At 70.0% G+C, this 19,740-nt stretch carries 17 protein-coding genes and 1 tRNA gene; 6 read left to right on the forward strand and 12 right to left on the reverse strand.

Annotated features, from left to right (window positions below; translation table 11 throughout):
• Positions 1 to 98 precede the first annotated feature (98 nt).
• The gene (locus ABZT04_RS29170) at positions 99 to 755 is read right to left on the reverse strand and encodes a response regulator (RefSeq protein ID WP_355912388.1); all 657 of its coding nucleotides are present in this window, start codon (positions 753 to 755) and stop codon (positions 99 to 101) included.
• Between the two features lie 103 nt (positions 756 to 858).
• On the opposite strand from ABZT04_RS29170, the gene ABZT04_RS29175 reads away from it, so the two are divergent.
• Both ABZT04_RS29175 and ABZT04_RS29180 read left to right on the forward strand, forming a co-directional pair.
• A tRNA-Leu gene (locus ABZT04_RS29175) sits at positions 859 to 933 on the forward strand.
• A gap of 106 nt (positions 934 to 1,039) precedes the next feature.
• The gene (locus ABZT04_RS29180; RefSeq protein ID WP_356059961.1) at positions 1,040 to 1,786 is read left to right on the forward strand and encodes a helix-turn-helix domain-containing protein; all 747 of its coding nucleotides are present in this window, start codon (positions 1,040 to 1,042) and stop codon (positions 1,784 to 1,786) included.
• Positions 1,787 to 1,789: 3 nt separating this feature from the next.
• On the opposite strand, the gene pyk is transcribed toward ABZT04_RS29180, so the two are convergent.
• Both pyk and ABZT04_RS29190 read right to left on the reverse strand, forming a co-directional pair.
• Positions 1,790 to 3,226: a pyruvate kinase gene (gene pyk, locus ABZT04_RS29185; protein ID WP_356059962.1), complete on the reverse strand. Its 1,437-nt coding sequence runs from the start codon at positions 3,224 to 3,226 to the stop codon at positions 1,790 to 1,792.
• Between the two features lie 145 nt (positions 3,227 to 3,371).
• Complete coding sequence (locus ABZT04_RS29190) at positions 3,372 to 4,091, reverse strand: SIMPL domain-containing protein (RefSeq protein WP_356059963.1); 720 nt, start codon at positions 4,089 to 4,091, stop codon at positions 3,372 to 3,374.
• Between the two features lie 127 nt (positions 4,092 to 4,218).
• Here ABZT04_RS29190 and ABZT04_RS29195 point away from each other — a divergent pair, with 127 nt between their 5' ends.
• Complete coding sequence (locus ABZT04_RS29195) at positions 4,219 to 6,021, forward strand: 5'-nucleotidase C-terminal domain-containing protein (RefSeq protein ID WP_356059964.1); 1,803 nt, start codon at positions 4,219 to 4,221, stop codon at positions 6,019 to 6,021.
• An 18-nt stretch (positions 6,022 to 6,039) separates the two neighbouring features.
• On the opposite strand, the gene ABZT04_RS29200 is transcribed toward ABZT04_RS29195, so the two are convergent.
• The 3 genes from ABZT04_RS29200 to ABZT04_RS29210 all read right to left on the reverse strand — a co-directional run bounded on the left by ABZT04_RS29200 (position 6,040) and on the right by ABZT04_RS29210 (position 9,714).
• The gene (locus tag ABZT04_RS29200; protein ID WP_356059965.1) at positions 6,040 to 7,458 is read right to left on the reverse strand and encodes a SidA/IucD/PvdA family monooxygenase; all 1,419 of its coding nucleotides are present in this window, start codon (positions 7,456 to 7,458) and stop codon (positions 6,040 to 6,042) included.
• Complete coding sequence (locus ABZT04_RS29205; protein WP_356059966.1) at positions 7,455 to 8,822, reverse strand: pyridoxal-dependent decarboxylase; 1,368 nt, start codon at positions 8,820 to 8,822, stop codon at positions 7,455 to 7,457. The genes ABZT04_RS29200 and ABZT04_RS29205 overlap by 4 nt, the downstream gene beginning before the upstream one ends.
• 415 nt (positions 8,823 to 9,237) lie before the next feature.
• Complete coding sequence (locus ABZT04_RS29210) at positions 9,238 to 9,714, reverse strand: MarR family transcriptional regulator (protein ID WP_356059967.1); 477 nt, start codon at positions 9,712 to 9,714, stop codon at positions 9,238 to 9,240.
• 43 nt (positions 9,715 to 9,757) lie between these two features.
• On the opposite strand from ABZT04_RS29210, the gene ABZT04_RS29215 reads away from it, so the two are divergent.
• Positions 9,758 to 10,681 (forward strand): alpha/beta hydrolase, encoded by a 924-nt coding sequence (locus ABZT04_RS29215; RefSeq protein WP_356059968.1) that lies wholly within the window; start codon positions 9,758 to 9,760, stop codon positions 10,679 to 10,681.
• A 41-nt stretch (positions 10,682 to 10,722) separates the two neighbouring features.
• The gene (locus tag ABZT04_RS29220) at positions 10,723 to 10,926 is read left to right on the forward strand and encodes a DUF397 domain-containing protein (RefSeq protein ID WP_356059969.1); all 204 of its coding nucleotides are present in this window, start codon (positions 10,723 to 10,725) and stop codon (positions 10,924 to 10,926) included.
• Positions 10,927 to 10,932: 6 nt separating this feature from the next.
• Here the strand turns inward: ABZT04_RS29220 and ABZT04_RS29225 are convergent, their stop codons facing one another.
• Positions 10,933 to 12,156, reverse strand: coding sequence for an MFS transporter (locus ABZT04_RS29225; RefSeq protein ID WP_356059970.1), 1,224 nt, complete (start codon positions 12,154 to 12,156; stop codon positions 10,933 to 10,935).
• 91 nt (positions 12,157 to 12,247) lie between these two features.
• Between ABZT04_RS29225 and ABZT04_RS29230 the strand changes: the two genes are divergently transcribed.
• On the forward strand, positions 12,248 to 13,120 hold the full coding sequence (locus ABZT04_RS29230) for a LysR family transcriptional regulator (RefSeq protein ID WP_356059971.1): 873 nt from the start codon (positions 12,248 to 12,250) through the stop codon (positions 13,118 to 13,120).
• Positions 13,121 to 13,346: 226 nt separating this feature from the next.
• Here the strand turns inward: ABZT04_RS29230 and pepN are convergent, their stop codons facing one another.
• From pepN to ABZT04_RS29255, 5 genes are all read right to left on the reverse strand, one after another.
• Complete coding sequence (gene pepN / locus ABZT04_RS29235) at positions 13,347 to 15,935, reverse strand: aminopeptidase N (RefSeq protein ID WP_356059972.1); 2,589 nt, start codon at positions 15,933 to 15,935, stop codon at positions 13,347 to 13,349.
• A gap of 47 nt (positions 15,936 to 15,982) precedes the next feature.
• On the reverse strand, positions 15,983 to 16,513 hold the full coding sequence (locus ABZT04_RS29240) for a response regulator (RefSeq protein ID WP_356059973.1): 531 nt from the start codon (positions 16,511 to 16,513) through the stop codon (positions 15,983 to 15,985).
• A 153-nt stretch (positions 16,514 to 16,666) separates the two neighbouring features.
• Positions 16,667 to 17,017: a chorismate mutase gene (locus ABZT04_RS29245; RefSeq protein WP_355912415.1), complete on the reverse strand. Its 351-nt coding sequence runs from the start codon at positions 17,015 to 17,017 to the stop codon at positions 16,667 to 16,669.
• Positions 17,018 to 17,176: 159 nt separating this feature from the next.
• Positions 17,177 to 18,448, reverse strand: coding sequence for a VWA-like domain-containing protein (locus tag ABZT04_RS29250; RefSeq protein WP_356059974.1), 1,272 nt, complete (start codon positions 18,446 to 18,448; stop codon positions 17,177 to 17,179).
• Complete coding sequence (locus ABZT04_RS29255) at positions 18,445 to 19,689, reverse strand: AAA family ATPase (protein WP_356059975.1); 1,245 nt, start codon at positions 19,687 to 19,689, stop codon at positions 18,445 to 18,447. Before ABZT04_RS29255 ends, ABZT04_RS29250 begins: the two co-directional genes overlap by 4 nt.
• Positions 19,690 to 19,740 lie beyond the last annotated feature (51 nt).

Raw genomic sequence — 19,740 nt, forward strand, 5'->3', positions numbered from 1 at the left:
AAACCGATCACCGCGGGGGACGTGGTGCTGGCGTCGTCCACCTCGGCACTGGCCGAGCATCTGCGGACGCGCTACAGGAGTAGGTACCGCAGCCGGTGTCAGCCCTTCCCGGACTTCTTCTCGTCGGCGTCCTGGATGACCGCCTCGGCGACCTGCTGCATCGACATCCGACGGTCCATGGACGTCTTCTGGATCCACCGGAACGCGGCGGGCTCGCTCAGGCCGTACTCCGTCTGCAGAATCGACTTCGCCCGGTCGACCAGCTTGCGGGTCTCCAGCCGCAGCGTGAGGTCGGCGACCTCCTGCTCCAACTGCTTCAACTCCGTGAAGCGCGAGACGGCCATCTCGATCGCGGGCACGACGTCACTCTTGCTGAACGGCTTCACCAGGTACGCCATCGCACCGGCGTCCCTGGCCCGCTCGACGAGGTCGCGCTGCGAGAAGGCGGTGAGCATCAGCACGGGCGCGATGGACTCCTCGGCGATCTTCTCGGCCGCGGAGATGCCGTCCAGCTTGGGCATCTTCACGTCGAGGATCACGAGGTCGGGCTTGTGCTCACGGGCCAGCTCGACGGCCTCCTCACCGTCACCGGCCTCGCCGACGACGGTGTACCCCTCCTCCTCCAGCATCTCTTTGAGATCGAGCCGGATCAGGGCCTCGTCCTCGGCGATGACGACACGGGTCGTCAGCGGAGGCACGTGCGACTTGTCGTCGTCGGGCGCGTCCACGGGCTGGGGCGACTCGGGGGCGGTCACGGGGGCTCCTTGTTCAGGGCACGGGGGTAGTGCTGAGCAAGAGCCTACCTAGCTGCGGTAAGGTGGGTGCGCGGAGGGTCAGGGGAAACCTTTGATTCCACGAGCCCCGGTAGCCCAATTGGCAGCAGGCAACGGATTCAAAACCCGTACAGTGTCGGTTCGAGTCCGACCCGGGGCACTTTTCCTTCAATTCGAAGGTTGCCCAACCGAAGCGGATGTCCACGTTCTCGTGAACATCCGCTTTTCGTTGGGCGCTGTCGGGATCACTCTCACAGAGTGTCCACATGTACGACATCAGCACACGCAAGCGAGCGCTGGCTCTGGTCGAACAGGGCCGCAGCCTCAACTCGGTGAGCCGCGAGACCGGCATCTCCCGTGCCGCGATCCGCTCTTGGCAGGACCGGCTTGAACCGCTGCCCGGCATCGCGACTCCGGATCCCGGGCCGCCTGCGGACGATCGCGCCTATGCCTACCTGCTGGGGCTGTATCTCGGCGACGGCTGCATCAGCGCACACCCTCGCGGTACCGGCTACTACCTCAGGATCGCGTGCGCTGACGCGTGGCCAGGGCTGCTCCGACTGTGCCGCGAGGCCGTCGTCAAAGTGCGCCCGGGAATCGGCGTCTACGCCCTCCAAAAGGAGGGCTACTCAATGGTGACCAGCTACTCCCGGCACTGGCCACACCTCTTTCCTCAGCACGGCTCCGGTAAGAAACACGAGCGACGCCTCGCCCTCGAGCCCTGGCAGCAGGACATCGTGGATGCCCACCCCTGGGAATTCATCCGCGGCCTCGTCCACTCCGACGGCTGCCGTATCACCAACTGGACGACCCGCATCATCGCCGGTGAGAGCAGGCGCTACGAATATCCGCGGTACTTCTTCACCAACCTGTCCGTGGACATCCGGCATCTTTATACGGACACCCTCGACAAGGTCGGAGTCAGTTGGAAGCAGGCGAACGCCCACAACGTATCCGTCGCCCGCCGCACCTCAGTCGCCCTCATGGACACCCACATAGGCCCCAAACACTGAGCCCTACTTGGGACTGTCGTCCTCGCCGATGTGGTGGACGCGGACGAGGTTCGTCGAGCCGGCCACTCCGGGTGGGGAACCTGCCGTGATGACGACGATGTCGCCCTTTTCGCAGCGGCCGTATTTGAGGAGGAGTTCGTCCACCTGGTCGACCATCGCGTCGGTGGAGTCGACATGGGGGCCGAGGAAGGTCTCCACGCCCCAGGTGAGGGTGAGTTGGGAGCGGGTGGCCGGTTCGGGGGTGAAGGCGAGCAGGGGGATCGGGGAGCGGTAGCGGGAGAGGCGGCGGACTGTGTCGCCGGACTGGGTGAAGGCGACCAGGAACTTCGCGCCGAGGAAGTCGCCCATCTCCGCCGCCGCGCGGGCGACCGCGCCGCCCTGAGTGCGGGGCTTGTTGCGTTCGGTCAGGGGCGGGAGGCCCTTGGCGAGGATGTCCTCCTCGGCCGCTTCGACGATCTTCGCCATCGTGCGGACCGTCTCGATGGGGTACTTGCCGACGCTGGTCTCGCCGGAGAGCATCACCGCGTCCGTGCCGTCGATCACGGCGTTGGCCACGTCCGAGGCCTCCGCGCGCGTGGGCCGAGAGTTCTCGATCATCGAGTCGAGCATCTGGGTCGCGACGATGACCGGCTTGGCGTTGCGCTTGGCGAGTTTGATCGCGCGCTTCTGGACGATCGGGACCTGTTCCAGGGGCATTTCGACGCCGAGGTCGCCGCGGGCCACCATGATGCCGTCGAACGCGGCGACGATGTCGTCGATGGCGTCGACCGCCTGGGGCTTCTCCACCTTGGCGATGACGGGGAGGCGGCGGCCCTCCTCGTCCATGATGCGGTGGACGTCGTCGATGTCCTTGCCGCTGCGGACGAAGGAGAGGGCGATGACGTCGAAGCCGGAGCGCAGCGCCCAGCGGAGGTCGTCCTCGTCCTTGTCGGAGAGGGCGGGGACCGAGACGGCGACTCCGGGGAGGTTGAGGCCCTTGTGGTCGGAGATCATCCCGCCTTCGACGACCTTGGTGTGGACGCGGGGGCCGTCGACGGAGGTGACTTCGAGGCACACCTTTCCGTCGTCGACGAGGACGCGCTCGCCGGGGGTGACGTCGGCGGCGAGGCCGGTGTAGGTCGTTCCGCAGGACTGGCGGTCGCCTTCGGCGCCTTCTTCGACGGTGATGGTGAAGGTGTCTCCGCGTTCAAGGAGTACGGGGCCTTCGGTGAAGCGGCCGAGTCGAATCTTCGGACCTTGAAGGTCGGCGAGCATTCCGACGCTGCGGCCGGTCTCGTCGGAGGCCTTTCGCACGCGTTGGTAGCGCTCCTCGTGTTCGGCGTGGGTGCCGTGGCTGAGGTTGAAGCGGGCTACGTCCATTCCGGCGTCGACCAGGGCTTTGATCTGGTCGTACGAGTCGGTGGCGGGCCCCAGCGTACAGACGATTTTTGCTCGGCGCATGAGGCGAGCCTAGGGCTTACCGACGGGTAGGGAATTCGCCGCGCATGACTACTCAACAACCTTTGGGTGAAGGGTTATTGACAAGGCTTGAATGTGCGGCCGGGTGCTCCAATGAGCGTTCGAACGGTCGAATTACGGACTCCGTTCACAGTCTCGGCGGTGCCATCGTGAAGCGTGCGTTGACCTGGGCGTACACATGTTGCCGTTGGGGTTCGAGGTCGAGGGGCGCGGCGGCGGTGTCCTCGGCGGCCGCTCCGGCGTGGGACATGGAGCGCATGCGGGTGGGGGGTGTGCCGTAAGGCGGGGCGTTCTCGGCGCCGATGTCGGCGAGTTCGACGAGCGCGGCGAGGGTGGTGTCGAGTGCTTCGGCGTATTCGCGGGCGCGTTGGACGGCTTCGCGTACGGCTTGCTGGCGGGCTTGGCGGTGGACGGGTGAGTCGGGGCGCAGGGCCCACCAGGGGCCGTCGACACGGGTGAGTTCGAGGTCGGCGAGGCGGGTGGTGAGTTCGCCGAGGGCGGTGAAGTCGGTGAGTTCGGCGGTGATGTTGACTCTGCCGTGATAGCGGCGGATGCGTTCGCCCCGGCCGTGTTCGGCGAGTTCGGGGGTGATGGAGAAGCCGCCGGTCTCCAGGCGTTCGACTGCTTCGCCATAGCTCTTGACCAGGTCGAGGACGGTGGTGTTGCGGCGGGTGAGGTCGTCGAGGGCGGCGCGGCGGTCGCGGCCGCGGGCGGCGACGGTGATGCCGATGCGGGCGATCTCGGGGTCGACTTCGAGGCGGGCTTCGCCGCGGACGGCGATGCGCGGGGCGTCGGGTGTGCCGTAGGGGACGGCGGGTTGGGGTTCGTCCGGGGTGGGGGTGGTCATACGTCCCACTCTGTCAGGTGTGCCGTCTGCCGGTCATCGGATCGAAACCTGCGGGGCCTGTCGCCTGCGGTAAGAAGCGAGTAAGAATCTACGCGCGTCGTTGACCGTTCCTCGAGGAGAACAAGACATGCCCTTGAACCGCCGGAAGTTCCTGAAGAAGTCCGCCGTGACGGGCGCGGGGGTCGCGCTGGCCGGGGCGGCGGCTCCGGCGGCGCAGGCCGTGGAGAAGAAGAAGCCGGGCAGGCACGTGAAGCGGTACTCCCTCACCGTCATGGGCACGACCGACCTGCACGGTCATGTCTTCAACTGGGACTACTTCAAGGACGCCGAGTACACGGACACCAAGGGCAACGCCATGGGTCTGGCGCGGGTCTCGACCCTGGTGAACCAGATCCGCGCGGAGAAGGGCCGGCGGAACACGCTGCTGCTGGACGCGGGCGACACGATCCAGGGCACCCCGCTGACGTACTACTTCGCGAAGGTGGATCCGATCACCGCGAAGGGCGGGCCGGTGCATCCGATGGCGCAGGCGATGAACGCGATCGGGTACGACGCTGCGGCGCTGGGCAACCACGAGTTCAACTACGGCATCGAGACGCTGCGGAAGTTCGAGGACCAGTGCCGTTTCCCGCTGCTCGGGGCGAACGCGCTGGACGCGAAGACGCTGAAGCCGGCCTTCCCGCCGTACTTCATCAAGAAGTTCCAGGTGCCGGGCGCTCCGCCGGTGAAGGTGGCGGTGCTGGGGCTGACCAACCCGGGGATCGCGATCTGGGACAAGGCGTATGTGCAGGGGAAGTTGACGTTCCCGGGTCTTGAGGAGCAGGCCGCGAAGTGGGTGCCGAAGCTCCGGTCGATGGGGGCGGACGTCGTCGTGGTGTCGGCGCACTCGGGGTCGTCGGGGACGTCGTCGTACGGTGACCAGCTCCCGTATGTGGAGAACTCGGCGGCGCTGGTCGCGCAGCAGGTGCCGGGGATCGACGCGATCCTCGTCGGGCACGCGCATGTGGAGATCCCGGAGTTGAAGGTCGTGAACGCGGCGACGGGGAAGACGGTCGTGCTGTCCGAACCGCTGTGCTACGCCGAGCGGTTGAGCGTGTTCGACTTCGAGTTGGTCTTCGAGAAGGGGCGTTGGACGGTCGAGTCGGTGGCGGCCTCGCTGCGCGACGCGAAGACGGTCGCGGACGACCCGAAGATCACCAGGCTGCTGAAGGACGAGCACGCGCTGGTCGTGGAGTACGTCAACCAGGTTGTCGGTACGGCGACTTCGACGCTGACGACGGTGGAGGCGCGGTACAAGGACGCCCCGATCATCGACCTGATCACCAAGGTTCAGGAGGACGTGGTGAAGGCGGCGTTGGCGGGGACGGCGTACGCCTCGCTGCCGGTGATCGCGCAGGCGTCGCCGTTCTCGCGGACCTCGGAGATCCCGGCGGGCGAGGTGACGATCCGGGATCTGTCGGGTCTGTACGTGTACGACAACACTCTGGTGGCCAAGGTGCTGACGGGTGCTCAGGTGCGGGCGTACCTGGAGTATTCGGCGGAGTACTTCGTGCGGACGGCGGCGGACGCGGCCGTCGACACGGAGAAGCTGACGAACGCGAACGGCCGTCCGGACTACAACTACGACTATGTGTCGGGGTTCTCGTACGAGATCGACATCGCGCAGGCGGCCGGTTCGCGGATCAAGAACCTCACCTACGGCGGTGCGGCACTGGACGACGCCCAGCGGTTCGTGCTGGCGGTGAACAACTACCGGGCGAACGGCGGCGGCGCGTTCCCGCATGTGGCGTCGGCGACCGAGGTGTGGTCGGAGTCGACGGAGATCCGGACCCGGATCGCGGAGTGGGTGACCGCGAAGGGTGTGCTGGATCCGGCGGACTTCGCCTCGGTGGACTGGAAGTTGACGCGGAACGGGACGCCGGTGTTCTAGGGCTGCCCCTTCCTGTTCTCAGCGTCCCTCGACGAGTGGGGTGAGGGCGCGCGTCTGGCGGGCCGGGGGGATCTGGGCCTGCGGGTCGAGTCCGAAGGTCGTGAAGGCCGTTCGGCCCGGCAGTGGGTAAGGGTCCTTGCCGGTCACGGAGTTGAGGATGGTGGCGCTGCGCCAGGCGGCGAGGCCGAGGTCCGGGGCGCCGACTCCATGGGTGTGGAGTTCGGCGTTCTGGACGTAGACCTGGCAGCCGGCGCCGGTGACGGAGGGGTCGAGGACGAGCCTGAACTCCTCGTCGACGCAAGGGCGTTGGGCGCTGTCGCGGCGGAGGTAGGGGTCGAGTCCGGCGAGGATGCGGTCGAGGGGGCGTTCGCGGTAGCCGGTGGCGAGGACGACGGCGTCGGTGGTGAGGCGGGAGCGGGTGTTCTGCTGGACGTGTTCCAGGTGGAGTTCGACCTTGGTGGTCGCGATGCGGCCGGCGGTGCGGACGCGGACGCCGGGGGTGAGGACGGCGTCGGGCCAACCGCCGTGCAGGGTACGGCGGTAGAGCTCGTCGTGGATGGCGGCGATGGTGTCGGCGTCGATGCCCTTGTGGAGTTGCCACTGCGCGGTGACGAGGCGGTCGCGGACGGGTTCGGCGAGGGCGTGGAAGTAGCGGGTGTAGTCGGGGGTGAAGTGCTCCAGGCCGAGCTTGGAGTACTCCATGGGGGCGAAGGCCTCACTGCGGCCGATCCAGTGGAGCTTCTCGTGTCCTGCGGGCCGGTTGCGGAGCAGGTCGAGGAAGACCTCGGCGCCGGTCTGTCCGGAGCCGATGACGGTGATGTGCTCGGCGGCGAGGAAGTCCTCGCGGTGGGCGAGGTAGTCGGCGGCGTGGACGACGGGGACGCCGGGGGCCTCGACGAGGGGCTTGAGCGGGTCGGGGACGTAGGGGGCGGTGCCGATGCCGAGGACGATGTTCTTGGTGTAGGTCCGGCCGAGGGCTTCGGCTTCGCCGTCGCTGTCGAGCTGGGTGAAGTCGACCTCGAAGACGTCGCGTTCGGGGTTGAAGCGGACGGCGTCGACCTGGTGGCCGAAGTGGAGTCCGGGGAGGCTGTCCGCGACCCAGCGGCAGTAGGCGTCGTACTCGGCGCGCTGGATGTGGAAGCGCTCGGCGAAGTAGAAGGGGAAGAGGCGGTCGCGGGCCCTCAGATAGTTGAGGAAGGACCAGGGGCTGGCGGGATCGGCGAGGGTCACCAGGTCGGCCAGGAAGGGGACTTGGACGGTGGTGCCGTCGATGAGCAGGCCGGGGTGCCAGCCGAAGCCGGGGCGCTGTTCGTAGAAGGCGGTGTCGAGGTGGGTGAGGGGGTGGGCGAGGGCGGCGAGGGAGAGGTTGAACGGTCCGATACCGATGCCGACCAGGTCGCGGGGTGGATCGGGTTCGTGGCGTGAGGGGTGGTTCATCGGGGGGTGTGTCCTTCCACCAGTTTCAGGAGGGCGGCCAGGTCGTCGGGCCGGGTGTGGGGGTTGAGGAGGGTGGCCTTGAGCCAGAGTCGGCCGTCGAGCGCGGCTCGGCCGAGGACGGCCCGTCCGTCGGTGAGGAGTTGTCGGCGTACGGCGGCCACGGTCTCGTCGGTGGCATCGGCGGGCCGGAACAGGACGGTGCTGATGACGGGGCGGCCGTAGAGCTCGAAACCGGGGTGGTCGTGGACGAGGGCGGCGAACTCCCGTGCGCGGGCGCAGACTTGGTCGACGAGGGTGCCGAGCCCGGTGCGGCCGAGGGTTTTCAGGGTGACGGCGATCTTGAGGATGTCGGGGCGTCTGGTGGTGCGCGTCGAGCGGCCGAGGAGGTCGGGGAGGCCGGCTTCGGTGTCGTCGTCGGCGTTGAGGTAGTCGGCGCGCTGGGTGAGGGCGGCGAGGTCGCGGGGGTGCCGTACGGCGAGGAGACCTGCGGCGGCGGGCTGCCAGCCGAGTTTGTGCAGGTCGAGGGTGACGGTGTGGGCGCGGTCGAGGCCGGCGAGTTGGTCGCGGTGCCGGTCGCTGAAGGCGAGGCCTCCGCCGTAGGCGGCGTCGATGTGGAGGCGGGCGCCGTGGGCGGCGCAGAGGCCGGCGATCTCGGGGAGCGGGTCGATGAGGCCGGCGTCGGTGGTGCCGGCGGTGGCGGCGACCAGGACGGAGCCGCGGGCGCGGGGCAGTGCGGTGAGGGCCTTGTCGAGGGCGGCGGGGTCGAGGGTGCCGGCCGGGGCAGGGACGACGACGGGGTCGGGCAGGCCGAGGAGCCACGCGGCGCGGGGCAGGGAGTGGTGGGCGTTGCCTCCGCACACCAACTGGACGGCGGAGCCGTGGGCTTCGCGGGCGAGCAGCAGGGCGAGTTGGTTGGCTTCGGTGCCGCCGGTGGTGACGAGGGCGTCGGCGAGGCCGATCTCGTGGGCGAGGGTGCGGGTGACGAGGGCTTCGAGGGCGGAGGCGGCGGGGGCCTGGTCCCAGGAGTCCAGCGACGGGTTGAGGACGCTGACGGCGAGATCGGCGGCGGCGCTGACGGCGAGCGGCGGGCAGTGCAGGTGGGCTGCGCAGAGCGGGTCGGCGGGGTCGGCGGCGCCTTCCGCGAGGGCGTGCACGAGGGTGCGCAGGGCGTCCGGGTCGCCCTCGTCGGGGAGTACGTCTCCCACGGCGTCCGCGATGTGTGCGGCGACGGCGTCCGGGCCGCCGGCGGGGAGGGGTCCACCGCGTGCCCGCCGTCCGCTGTCGAGGGCGTCGAGGACGGTGTCGAGCAACGGCCGCAGGGCGTCGGGGCCTTCGGGTCCTGAGGCGAGGGGCACGTGGCTCATGGGCTGTCCTCCGGGGCGCGGGGCGGGGAGGGTTCCAGCTTGGACCTGGTTGGGTCGACGCGCCCGGGAGAACAACGATCAGAACCCGAAAGTGGGTACGGGGGCCTGCGGCGCTTTGGCGGTTGCGCGGTGCGGGGTGTCGGTGTGGGCGTCTTCTGGGGGCTGCCGCCCCCAGGCCCCCGCCCTGGTCCGCGGTCTCCCGCCCCTGCGTTCTCGTCGCAGCCGCCGACACCGGAAACCGGCAAGCTACACGGAGACCGGTGCTCAGGGCATGGAGTCGTCCCGACGCCTGGGCCGGCATCGCCGGGTCGTGGAAACACTTCCTCGCCTTCACCGCCCTCGTCGCGACCCTCATATGCCACCGCAGGCTCACCGACTGAAATGGTGTCCAAGTCGACTTGGCTGGCGATGGCCGTCAGCCTGTGGGTGTGCCGACCTGGTCGCGTTCGAGCACGAAGCGCATTTCAGAGATGGCCAGTTGGGCGGTCAGCCCCGAGGAACCGTCGAGAGTGCCTCCGACGAGCTCGGCCAGCGCGTCGGTCACGGTCGCCTCCGCCGCGTCGGCGAGTTGCGCGCCGTCGTCGGTCAGGGCCAGCAGTGAGGACCGGCGATCGGATGGATTCGGCTGCCGGACGGCCCACCCCCGCCTTTCCAGGCGGTCGACGCTCTTGCTGGTCGCGCCGATACCGATGGCGAATTCGGCGGCAAGGTCCGCCACGCGGGATCCGGGGTGGTCGCGCAGGTAGCGCAGGGCCTCGAACTGTGAGGTGACGATCCCGTGCCGTTCACGGAGACGGTCATTGAGGGCGTTGTACAGACGCGTCTCGCATCGGACCAGATCGGCGAAGAAGCCCAGGAGGTCGACTGCGTCACCCGTCGATTTAGATGCCATGGCATATAGTGTAGCGGAATCTACTTACGGCAGGAGCACACCCGTGAGCAAGGAACAGCGCGCCCAGGTCGACGCGATGATGCGACAGCCGCGGCCCGACGGCCCCCGATCGGTCGAGGCGATACGAGCCGGATTCAAGGCGCTGATGGCCCAGATGATCGTGCCCGGCAACATCCGCGTCACGCGGACGACGCTCGGCAACCGACCCGCACTGGAAGTCGAGCCGGACAACGGACGCCGCGCGGGGACGATCCTGTACTTCCACGGCGGCGGCTGGGTGTTCGGCTCTCCTGAGACCGCCCTGTCCCTGACGGGAAGCTTGGTGGCCAGGACTGGTTTCGGGGCGTACTCGGTGGACTACCGGCTTGCCCCCGAGCATCCTTTCCCGGCCGCGATCGAAGACACCCTGGGCGCCTACCGTGCCCTCCTCGACAGCGGCAAGGATCCCTCGACCATCGCGTTCGTCGGCGACTCTGCCGGCGGCGGGCTCACCATCACCACCTGCCTCGCCGCCCGCGACGCAGGTCTTCCGCTGCCTGCCGTCATCGTGGCGTTCTCCCCGGGCGTCGACGCCACCCGAACGGGCGAGAGCATGGTCACCAAGGAAGGCGTCGACCCGATCTTCACCCGCGAGGCCGTTGAACACACCGGTGCGATGTACCTCGCCGGAGCCGACCCGCAGCAGCCCCTGCTCAGCCCGGCCGTCCACGCCGACCTGACCGGCTTCCCCCCGCTGCTGCTCCAGGTGGGCACCAATGAGATCCTGCTGGACGACTCCACGCGCCTGGCCGCGCGCGCCAGGGGGGCCGGAGTGGATGTCATCCTGGACATCACCGCCGATGTGCCGCACGTGTTCCAGTCGTTCGTCGGCGTTCTGGACGAGGCGGACGAGGCACTGGACCGTGCGGCTCTCTTCCTCAGTCAGCGCATTCGCGGTGCCAGCACGGCGCACACGTCAGCGGAGTAGACGTCGAGATCGGCGCACGCGATCCGCAGGACATGGGGTTCATGCCCCAGCCGAAGCGGAGGAGAGGCGAGTCTCCGCCGAAGTCCCCCTACAGCGGCGGCAGTTCGAACGGCGTCGAGATGGCGACCACTCCATCGACGGTCCACATCCGCGACCCCAAGAACCCCACCGGTCCAGAAGGGGTGTCCCTTGCCTTTCCAGCCCCCGCCGCGTCGCCGCGCGGGGCTCGGAGGACGAGGAGCTGATCTGTTTCAGCGGCGAAGCATCCGGGAGCCGGAGATGGCGACGATGGTCGCGGTGAGGGTGACAAGGCCGACGAGCACGGTGACTGTGGGCCAGACGTCGAGTGCGACGGCGGTGAGCAGCGGCGGGACGGTCATGCCGGCGTAGGCGATGAGGAAGGCTCCGGCGAGCGCCTCGCCTCGACGCTCCGCATCCGCGACCGCGGTGACGGTGGCGAGGGCGGCTCGGAACAGGATGCCGATCCCCGCGCCCGCGATCCCGCCGCCGATGAGGAAGAGCGGAAGCGAGGCGACGACGGCGGCAACGCCTATGTTCGCGAGTCCGAGCACGGCGAGCGTGAGGGCGAGCTTGATCTGAGCGCGCGTCGCCAGCCGCACGGTGAAGATCTGCGCGAGGGCCGCCGCCATGAAGACGACGAAGGGCGCCAGACCGGCGAGCAGGTGCGAATGCAGCCCGAGGAGACCGACGAGGAAGGTCGAGGACAGTCCCATGAAGGTGCCGAACACTGCGAACGCCCCGAACGCCGCCGCTCCGGCCGCCCAGAACGCGCCCCTTCCTGCCGTCGGCACCGCGACGCGCTGCGGCCGGTAGGCAGGGCGCTCCTCACGGCGCTCGACCGTCTCGGGAACGAAGGCGAGCAGGATCCCTTCGACGACCAGGAGGATGGCGAAGGCCACGAAAGGCACGGTGAGCGGTCGCGTGGACCATGTCGCGATGAGCCCGCCGATCAGAGGGCCGAGGCCGATGCCGCCGAGGTTCGCGAAGGTCGACACGAGGGCGACGCGACCTTGGGCGTGGTGGGCGGCCGCGCCGAGTTCGGAGAGGTGTGCGGTCGCCGTGGCGGTGAGGATGCCGATGCCGAGTCCGCTGATGAAACGGGCGGTGATGAGGCCGGCGACGTCGTTGCGGACGAGGAAGAGGACCGCGGCCAGCAGGTTGACGAGCAGGGAGCCGAGGATCACGCGGCGGCGTCCGAGCCAGTCGGAGACATGGCCCGCGAGATACAGGCTCAGCATCACTCCGACCGCGTATGCGGCGAAGATGACGGTGAGGACGATCGTCGCGAAGCCGTCGCGCTGCTGGTAGATCGCGTAGAGGGGCGTCGGGACGGCGCAGAACGCGAGTTCGGTGCTGAAGGCGAGCGCGATGATCCAGAAGCCCACCCCATGCGGGAGCCGTCCGTTGGCCGGGGTCTGGGCCGGAGTCAGCGGGCGGGCCGAGGTTGTCGTCATTCCTCCATGCTCGACTCCTCATGCCATCGCGTCCAACGCATACTCTTGGTGACAGTTATCGATGTGAACGATGGAGCCGGGAGGCGGAGAGATGGAGACCCGACTGGTCGAGTACGTGATCGCGGTCGCCGACGAGCTGAGTTTCACCCGTGCCGCGCAACGGGTCCACGCAGGGCAGTCGACCGTCTCCGCCGGCGTTCGGGCGCTGGAACGGGAGCTCGGCACCGCGCTCTTCGAGCGAGACCAGCGAGGGGTGCGGATCACCCCGGCCGGAGAGGCGGTGCTGCCCGCGCTTCGCGCGCTCGCCGACGCCGAGGCGCGCGCCCGTACCGCGGCCGACCCGCGAGGCGAACTACGGGGCGAGCTGCGCATCGGGGTGTTCTCCAGCGTGAGCTACCTCGCGATCCCGCGCGTCATCGGCGCCTTCCACCGCGAACACCCGCTCGTCGACCTCCGACTGCGCGCGTCCGCGTCCGGCTCTGCGGAGCTCGCCGACGCCGTGCGGAGGGGGCGGCTCGATCTCAGCATGTACGGGCTCCCAGCGGCCACCGCGGGCCCGGGCCTCACCGTGCACCGGCTCGCCACAACGCCCTACGCGGTCATCGTCCCGGCCGACCATGAACTCGCGTCGCGCGCGGGACTGGCACTGAAGGACCTCGCGAATGAGCGCTTCGTGGACGCGCCTGCCGGTTTCGGCAACAGGGACGTCCTCGATGCCGAACTCAGCACACGCGGGGTCGTGCGCGACGTCAAAGCCGAGGCGACCGAGACCAGTTCGATCCCGGTCTTCGTCGCCAACGGCCTCGGCATCGCACTGCTTCCCGAACTGCTGATCCCGCCAAGCGAAGGCATCGCAGTCGTCCCTCTGAAGGAGCGCATCACCTGGGAGCTCAACGTCGTGACACGGACCTCGACCGGCGAAGCCACCGCGGCTCTGCTCGAGCAGTTGCTCGCGGCCTATTGACCTTCTTCAGGGACACGGAGCTCTTTCCGACCTGCCGGGTTGGACGGGAAGTTGACCAGGTGATGTGCGGAGACCCTGGACCCGCGGAGTACTCCGTGCCGGTCACGGGGCGGCACGGTCCGTACCCCGCGCCGGGGGCGGCGGGAGACCGAGTTGTACGACCGCGCTCGTCCCAGCGCGTCTGATTTCGCCGGCATGCGCCGAGAGGGCAGGGCCCCCACCGGGCTCAGGCGCTCATCTCCCGTACCCGCAACGCCCGTGCCAGGTCGTCGAGTTGGTCGACGAGTTTGCGGCGCAGGGCCGGGGTGAGGTCGGCGTCGCGGAGGCATTCCTCGCCCAGGCGGAGGGTCTCGCTGTCGACCGCGTGGGTGGGGAAGGCCCAGCGGCCGGCGGCCTCGGCGATGGCGGGGCCGCGGCGGGCGGCGAGGGCGACCACGTCGGCGTAGAAGCGCGGTACGTACTCCCGCACGAGGTCGGCCTGTTCGGGTTGCCAGAAGCCCTGGGCGGTGGCGGTGAAGAGGTAGCTGGAGAGGCCGTCGTCGGTGAACATCGCCTGCCAGGCCGTGCGTTTGGCCTCGGGGTCGGGGAGGGCCGCGCGGCAGCGGGCGGCGCCTTCCTGGCCGGTGGCGGAGGGGTCGCGCTCCAACTCGGCGGCGATGGCGGTGTCGTCGGTGGCTCCGAGGACGGCCAGGCGGCCCAGGACGCGCCAGCGCAGTTCGGGGTCCAGCTCCGGGCCGCCGGGGACGGTGCCTTCGGTGAGCCAGGCGGCGATGGTCTCGGGGTAGGCGGCGACGTCGATGAAGTGGCGTACGGCGATGAGGCGCAGGCCGGGGTTGGAGCCGTCCTCGGTGCGGCGGATGAGGTCGCGGCACAGGGCGGTGAGGGTGGCGAGGGCTACCGGGCGGGCCTCGGGGGTGAGGTAGCGGTCGGTGACCTGGGCGGAGGCGAAGGCGAGGACGCCCTGGACGAGGGCGAGGTCCGTCTCGTGCGGGAGGTGGGCGCGGGCGGCGTCCAGATAGGCGGAGGCGGGGAGTTCGCCGTCGCGGACCGCGTCGCGCAGGGCGTTCCAGACGACCGCGCGGGTGAGGGGGTCGGGCAGGCCGGAGAGGCTGGTGCGGACCGTTTCGAGGGACTCGGCGTCGAAGCGGATCTTGGCGTAGGTGAAGTCGCCGTCGTTGAGGAGGACGAGGGCTGGGCGTGGGCCCCCGATGCTCATGAGGTTGCCGCCGTGGCGGGCGAGGTCCACCTCGAAGCGGTCGCGCGGGATCAGGCGGCTCGCGTCGTGGAGGTCGTGGTCGTAGAGGCCGATGGTGATGCGGTGCGGGCGGATGGTGGGGGGTGATTCGAGGGTGGTGAGGTGGGTGAGCCCGGCGTGGTCCTGGGTGGGGTCGGGCGTGGACCAGACTCCGCGGCTTCCCTCGTGCTGGATGGTGAAGTGCCAGTGGCCGTCGTCGGCGCCGACCTCGGGCGTGAGCTTGTCGACCCCCGTTGTGCGCAGCCACGCGTCCGCCCAGGCGTGGACGTCGCGGTCCGTGCCCGAGGCGAGGGAGTCGATGAAGTCGGCGAGGGTGGCGTTGGCGAACTTGTGGCGGGCGAAGTGGGTGTTGATGCCGGCGAGGAAGTCCTTCTCGCCGAGCCAGGCCACCAACTGCCGTAGCGCGGAGGCGCCCTTGGCGTAGGAGATGCCGTCGAAGTTGAGGAGGGCGGAGGCGGTGTCGTCGACGTTCTCGGGGGCCACGGGGTGGGTGGAGGGACGCTGGTCGGCGTCGTAGCCCCAGGCCTTGCGGACGACGCCGAAGTCGGTCCAGGTGTCGGTGAAGCGGGTGGCTTCGGTGAGGGTCTGGTAGCCCATGTACTCGGCGAAGGACTCGTTCAACCAGATGTCGTCCCACCACTGGAGGGTGACGAGGTCGCCGAACCACATGTGGGCCATCTCGTGGGCGATGACCACGCCGCGGGTCTGGCGCTCGGTGTCGGTGACGGCGGAGCGGTAGATGAACTCGTCGCGGAAGGTGACGAGTCCGGGGTTCTCCATGGCGCCCGCGTTGAACTCCGGGACGAAGGCCTGGTCGTAGGAGTCGAAGGGGTAGGGCTCCTCGAACTTCTCGTGGTAGCGGTCGTAGCACTGGCGGGTGATGTCGAGGATCTCCTCGGCGTCCGCGTCGAGGTGGGGGGCCAGGGAGCGGCGGCAGTGGATGCCGAAGGGCAGGCCGCGGTGTTCGGTGCGGACCGAGTGCCAGGGGCCGGCGGCGACGGCGACGAGGTAGGTCGAGATGAGGGGGGTGGGGGCGGCCTGCCAGCGGCCTTCACCGAGGTGTTCGGTGATGCCGTTGGCGAGGACGGTCCAGCCTTCGGGGGCCTTCACGGAGAGGTCGAAGACGGCCTTGAGGTCGGGCTGGTCGAAGGCGGCGAAGACGCGCTGGACGTCCTCCATGAAGAGCTGGGTGTAGAGGTAGGTCTCGCCGTCGGTGGGGTCGGTGAAGCGGTGCATGCCCTCGCCGGTGCGGGAGTAGCGCATGCTCGCGTCGACGCGCAGTTCGTGCTCGCCGGCGGTGAGGCCGGGCAGCGGCAGCCGGTTCTCGACGAGTTGTTCGGGGTCGAGGGGGTGGCCGTCCAGGGTGACGGAGCGCAGCTCGGCCGGCTTCAGTTCGACGAAGGTGTCCGCGTCGGCACGAGCGGTGAACCTGATGACGGTGCGGGAGTCGAAGGTGTCTTCGCCCGTCGTCAGATCGAGTTCGATCGTGTAGCGGTGGACGTCGAGGAGCCTGGCACGGGTCTGCGCTTCGTCGCGCGTCAGTACGGACATGCAGGACATGCTGCCTGATGGCACCGACAGCACACAGGGGAGGTCCCTTACACCGCTTATGTCCGCTCGGGGGCGGGGGCGGGGTTCTGCGCGTCGCGCTGGTAGGGCACGCGCGCGTCCGGGTGGGGCAGGGCCCGGCGGGCCTCGGGCGGGTCCTTGAGGAGGGCGCGCAGTTCGCGGACCTCCTGTTCGAGGGCCTGGTGGCGCAGGTGGGCGTCGTAGAGGTAGCGGACCTTGGTGCGCAGGATCCAGGGGTCGACGGGTTTGGTGACGAGGTCGGCGACGCCGAGGGCGAAGGCGGCGGCGGTCAGTTCGGGGTCGGCGCCGAAGCCGGTGAGCAGGAGGACGGGGATGTGCTGGGTCTGTTCGAGGCGGCGCAGGTAGCGGACCACGTCCAGGCCGCTGACGCCGGGCATGCGGACGTCGAGCAGGAGGAGCCCGACCTGGCCGCGGAGCACCTGCTTGAGCGCCTCGTCGCCGCTGGTGGCGCGGGCGAGCGGACAGCTCAGCGGGGCCAGGGCACTCTCCAGCGCGTACAGCGTGTCCTCATGGTCGTCGACGATGAGGATCTTGGCATCCGACGGCATGGCCCGAGGTCCCTCCCGCGTGGGACAACCAGCTTATGACGCAGGCGCTGACGGGGTGTGCCCGTCGGCTGACGACGAGTGCACAAGCAAGTGCACAGCGCAGCATCACCCCGAACCCACCCCGTTGTCACGCCAATTGCCGGAGCGGCGGGGTCAGTTCGCCGTGGGTGAACCGCCGTTCACGGTGTCCTCCGCGATGCGCTCGTGGTGCCTGATCACCTCGGCGATGATGAAGTTGAGGAACTTCTCCGCGAACGCCGGGTCGAGCTTGGCGTTTTCGGCCAGCGCCCGCAGCCGCTCGATCTGACGGGCCTCACGGGCCGGGTCGGCCGGCGGCAGTTGGTGGGCGGCCTTGAGGAAACCGACCTGCTGGGTGGCCTTGAAGCGTTCGGCGAGCATGTGGACGACGGCGGCGTCGATGTTGTCGATGCTGTCGCGCAAACGGGCGAGTTCCTCGCGCACGGCGGGGTCGACGTCACCGGTTCCATTGGTGCTGGTGGTCATGGGCGACCACCCTACGCGGCGCGCGACCACGCGATCAGCGGGCCTATGTGGTGAGCGGCCACACGATCACCGGCGGCGCGCAATGCGGCGGGGGCATGAGGGGGTTGCCGCGGTGCGCGGCGCGGCGGCCCCGTTCTCGAACTGCCGGACGGGACGCCGTCACCGGGACACGGGGGCGGACCCGATCTCGACCACCCGCGCCCAGTCCGGCGGTGTGTCCGGCACATAGTCGGGGTTGCTCTCGTCGTAGTACCCGCCCCCGTACCCGCGCGGAAACAGGCCCACCACGGTCCGGCACGGTGGGCGGGACTCCGGCCAGGGGGTCTGGCCGTCGGTGAGGACGACGACGGCGTCGGGGCGGGGCTGGGTGCGCAAGGCCCTGGTGAAGCCGGTGCGCAGGTCCGTGCCGCCGCCGCCCAGCAGCTCGATGCCCTCGGCGCGGCACAGTGGTTGTGCGATCCGGGCCGCCGCGTCGCACGACACCACGGTGACCAGGTCGCGGCGGCCACCGACCGCCCGGGAGATCGCGGCGACTTCGAGCAGCGCGCTGCCCAACTCGGCGTCGCTGACCGACCCGGAGGTGTCGATGACCACGCAGACCCGGGGCGGTCGGCGGCGCAGGCTGGGCAGCACCACGCCGGGCAGTCCGGCCGAGCGGCGCGCGGGCCTGCCGTAGCTGTAGTCCTCGCCCGCGCCGGGACCGGAGACCGCCGAACGGATCGCCGCGCCCAGCAACTCCCGCCAGGGCTGCGGCGGATGGAACGCCTCCTCCGCCCACCGCCGCCATCCGCTCGGGGCGCTGCCCGGGTGGCCGGTGATGCCCTGGGCCACCCGGAAGCGGACCGCGTCGCGCTGCTGCTCGCTGAGCCCGTGCGCGCCGTCCGGTCCCAGGTCCCAGCCCCGGTCGAGGCCGTCGGCGCCGCTGCCGCAGTCCAGCCAGGCCAGGTCCTGGGTACGCGAGCCCAGTCGGAACCAACGCAGATAGTCCTCCATCAGGTTCCCCTCCGGCAGTCCCAACAGCCCCGGCTGGACGGCTCCTTCGGGGGTGACCAGGCCCTCGCCGTACACGTCGTCGTTGATCTCGAAGTCGGCGGCGATGTTCATCCGCAACCGCTCCCCCGCGCCGGTCAGTTCGCGCTCCCGGGCGACCCGGTCGCTGCGCCCGTGGTGGTCGCGCAGCAGGTGCGAGACCTCGTGGACCCACACCCCGGCCAGGTCCTCGACCGACATGCGGTCCACGAAGCCCGGCGAGACGTAGCAGCGCCAGTGCCGGTCGACGGCCATCGTCGGTACCTGCCGCGACTCGACCGGGTGCAGGGCGAACAGGGCGGTGGCGAGGTAGGGGCGGACCCGGGCGGCGTAGAGGCGGGCGGCGAAGAGCTTGTCGAAGTCGAGGGCGGGGGCGGGGGCGGTCGCCGGGTCCGCGGTCATCGGCGGCCGCCCTTCGCGGCTACGGCGGCGCGGTCCGCGCGCTGCGACAGGGTGACCACTCCGGCGAGCCGCTCGATGGACTCGGGGACGGCCCAGTCCTCCCGGCGCAGCGAGGCGAGGGTGGTCGCGGGGACCACGACCAGGTCGGGGGCCCCGGTCTCCAGCGCCCGGACCAGGAGCGCCCAGGCCGCGTCCCAGCGGGCCCGGTCGGGACGGTTGCGGACCGCGGCCACCACCGCGTCGAGCACGGCCTGGCGCAGATCCCCGCGCTCGGGCAGCTCGCCGGCGGTCGGATCGGCGAGGAAGATCTCGGGGTCGGGAAGGTCCATCCGGTCCACATGGGCCAGCAGTTCCAGCCCGGGGCCGTCCCCCACCGCTCCTCTGACCAGCAGGGACAGCACTTCCCGGGAGGAACCGGCCGCGGTCGCGAACGCGATCAGGCCCAGGGCCATCTCCCAGCTCCGGGGCGACGGCCAGGCACCGCCCCGCCGGGTCTCGCTGCCGGGCAGTTGGTGGACCAGCTTGGGCCGGCCGGTGAGCAGGCCGCACACCGCGCGGCGGGCGAAGTCCACGGCCCCCGGCAGCGCCTCCGGGTCGAGGCGCGGCAGGGTCGCCCGGGGCCAGGTGCCGCCGAGGCCCCGTACGACGACCTCGTGGTCGTGGGTCCACTGGAGGTGCACGAACCGGTTGGCCAGTGGCGGGCTCAGCTCCCAGCCGTCGGCCGCCGAGGACCGCGGGTTGGCGGCGGCCACGATCCGCACCCCCGGCGGCAGCCGCAGCGCACCGATCCGCCGCTCCAGCACCAGCCGCAGCAGCGCGGCCTGCACGGCGGGCGGCGCGGTCGACAGCTCGTCCAGGAACAGCAGCCCCCGGCCCGCCCGCACCAGCCGTACGGCCCAGTCCGGCGGGGCCATCGGGACGCCCTGCTCGGCGGGATCGTCGCCCACGACGGGCAGCCCGGAGAAGTCGGACGGCTCGTGGACGCTGGCGATCACCGTGGTCAGCGGCAGGTCCAGGGCCGCGGCGAGCTGGGTCAGGGCCGCCGTCTTGCCGATGCCCGGCTCGCCCCACAGCAGCACGGGGAGGTCGGCGGCGACGGCCAGGGTCAGGGCCTCCAGTTGGATGTCGGGGCGGGGTTCGGTGGTGGTGTCGCGCAGGAGGGTCAACAGGTCTCCCGCGATGTCGAGTTGGGGCGTCTCGGAGGGGGCGTCGGCAGCGGCGTACAGGGTGCGTGTGGGCATATGTGGTCACCTTTGGGGTTGGGGTGGAGTGGAGTGGTACGGCGTTGCGTG

This window comes from Streptomyces sp. NPDC005492, from assembly GCF_040605995.1.
Lineage (GTDB): Bacteria > Actinomycetota > Actinomycetes > Streptomycetales > Streptomycetaceae > Streptomyces.

What these genes read in the sequence shown, in the direction of transcription:
- ABZT04_RS29180 (WP_356059961.1), top strand. Translation starts at nt 1,040, where the DNA reads ATGTACGACATCAGCACACGCAAGCGAGCGCTGGCTCTGGTCGAACAG.
- pyk (WP_356059962.1), bottom strand. Translation starts at nt 3,226, where the DNA reads ATGCGCCGAGCAAAAATCGTCTGTACGCTGGGGCCCGCCACCGACTCG.
- ABZT04_RS29190 (WP_356059963.1), bottom strand. Translation starts at nt 4,091, where the DNA reads ATGACCACCCCCACCCCGGACGAACCCCAACCCGCCGTCCCCTACGGC.
- ABZT04_RS29195 (WP_356059964.1), top strand. Translation starts at nt 4,219, where the DNA reads ATGCCCTTGAACCGCCGGAAGTTCCTGAAGAAGTCCGCCGTGACGGGC.
- ABZT04_RS29200 (WP_356059965.1), bottom strand. Translation starts at nt 7,458, where the DNA reads ATGAACCACCCCTCACGCCACGAACCCGATCCACCCCGCGACCTGGTC.
- ABZT04_RS29205 (WP_356059966.1), bottom strand. Translation starts at nt 8,822, where the DNA reads ATGAGCCACGTGCCCCTCGCCTCAGGACCCGAAGGCCCCGACGCCCTG.
- ABZT04_RS29210 (WP_356059967.1), bottom strand. Translation starts at nt 9,714, where the DNA reads ATGGCATCTAAATCGACGGGTGACGCAGTCGACCTCCTGGGCTTCTTC.
- ABZT04_RS29220 (WP_356059969.1), top strand. Translation starts at nt 10,723, where the DNA reads ATGCCCCAGCCGAAGCGGAGGAGAGGCGAGTCTCCGCCGAAGTCCCCC.
- ABZT04_RS29225 (WP_356059970.1), bottom strand. Translation starts at nt 12,156, where the DNA reads ATGACGACAACCTCGGCCCGCCCGCTGACTCCGGCCCAGACCCCGGCC.
- ABZT04_RS29230 (WP_356059971.1), top strand. Translation starts at nt 12,248, where the DNA reads ATGGAGACCCGACTGGTCGAGTACGTGATCGCGGTCGCCGACGAGCTG.
- pepN (WP_356059972.1), bottom strand. Translation starts at nt 15,935, where the DNA reads ATGTCCTGCATGTCCGTACTGACGCGCGACGAAGCGCAGACCCGTGCC.
- ABZT04_RS29240 (WP_356059973.1), bottom strand. Translation starts at nt 16,513, where the DNA reads ATGCCGTCGGATGCCAAGATCCTCATCGTCGACGACCATGAGGACACG.
- ABZT04_RS29245 (WP_355912415.1), bottom strand. Translation starts at nt 17,017, where the DNA reads ATGACCACCAGCACCAATGGAACCGGTGACGTCGACCCCGCCGTGCGC.
- ABZT04_RS29250 (WP_356059974.1), bottom strand. Translation starts at nt 18,448, where the DNA reads ATGACCGCGGACCCGGCGACCGCCCCCGCCCCCGCCCTCGACTTCGAC.
- ABZT04_RS29255 (WP_356059975.1), bottom strand. Translation starts at nt 19,689, where the DNA reads ATGCCCACACGCACCCTGTACGCCGCTGCCGACGCCCCCTCCGAGACG.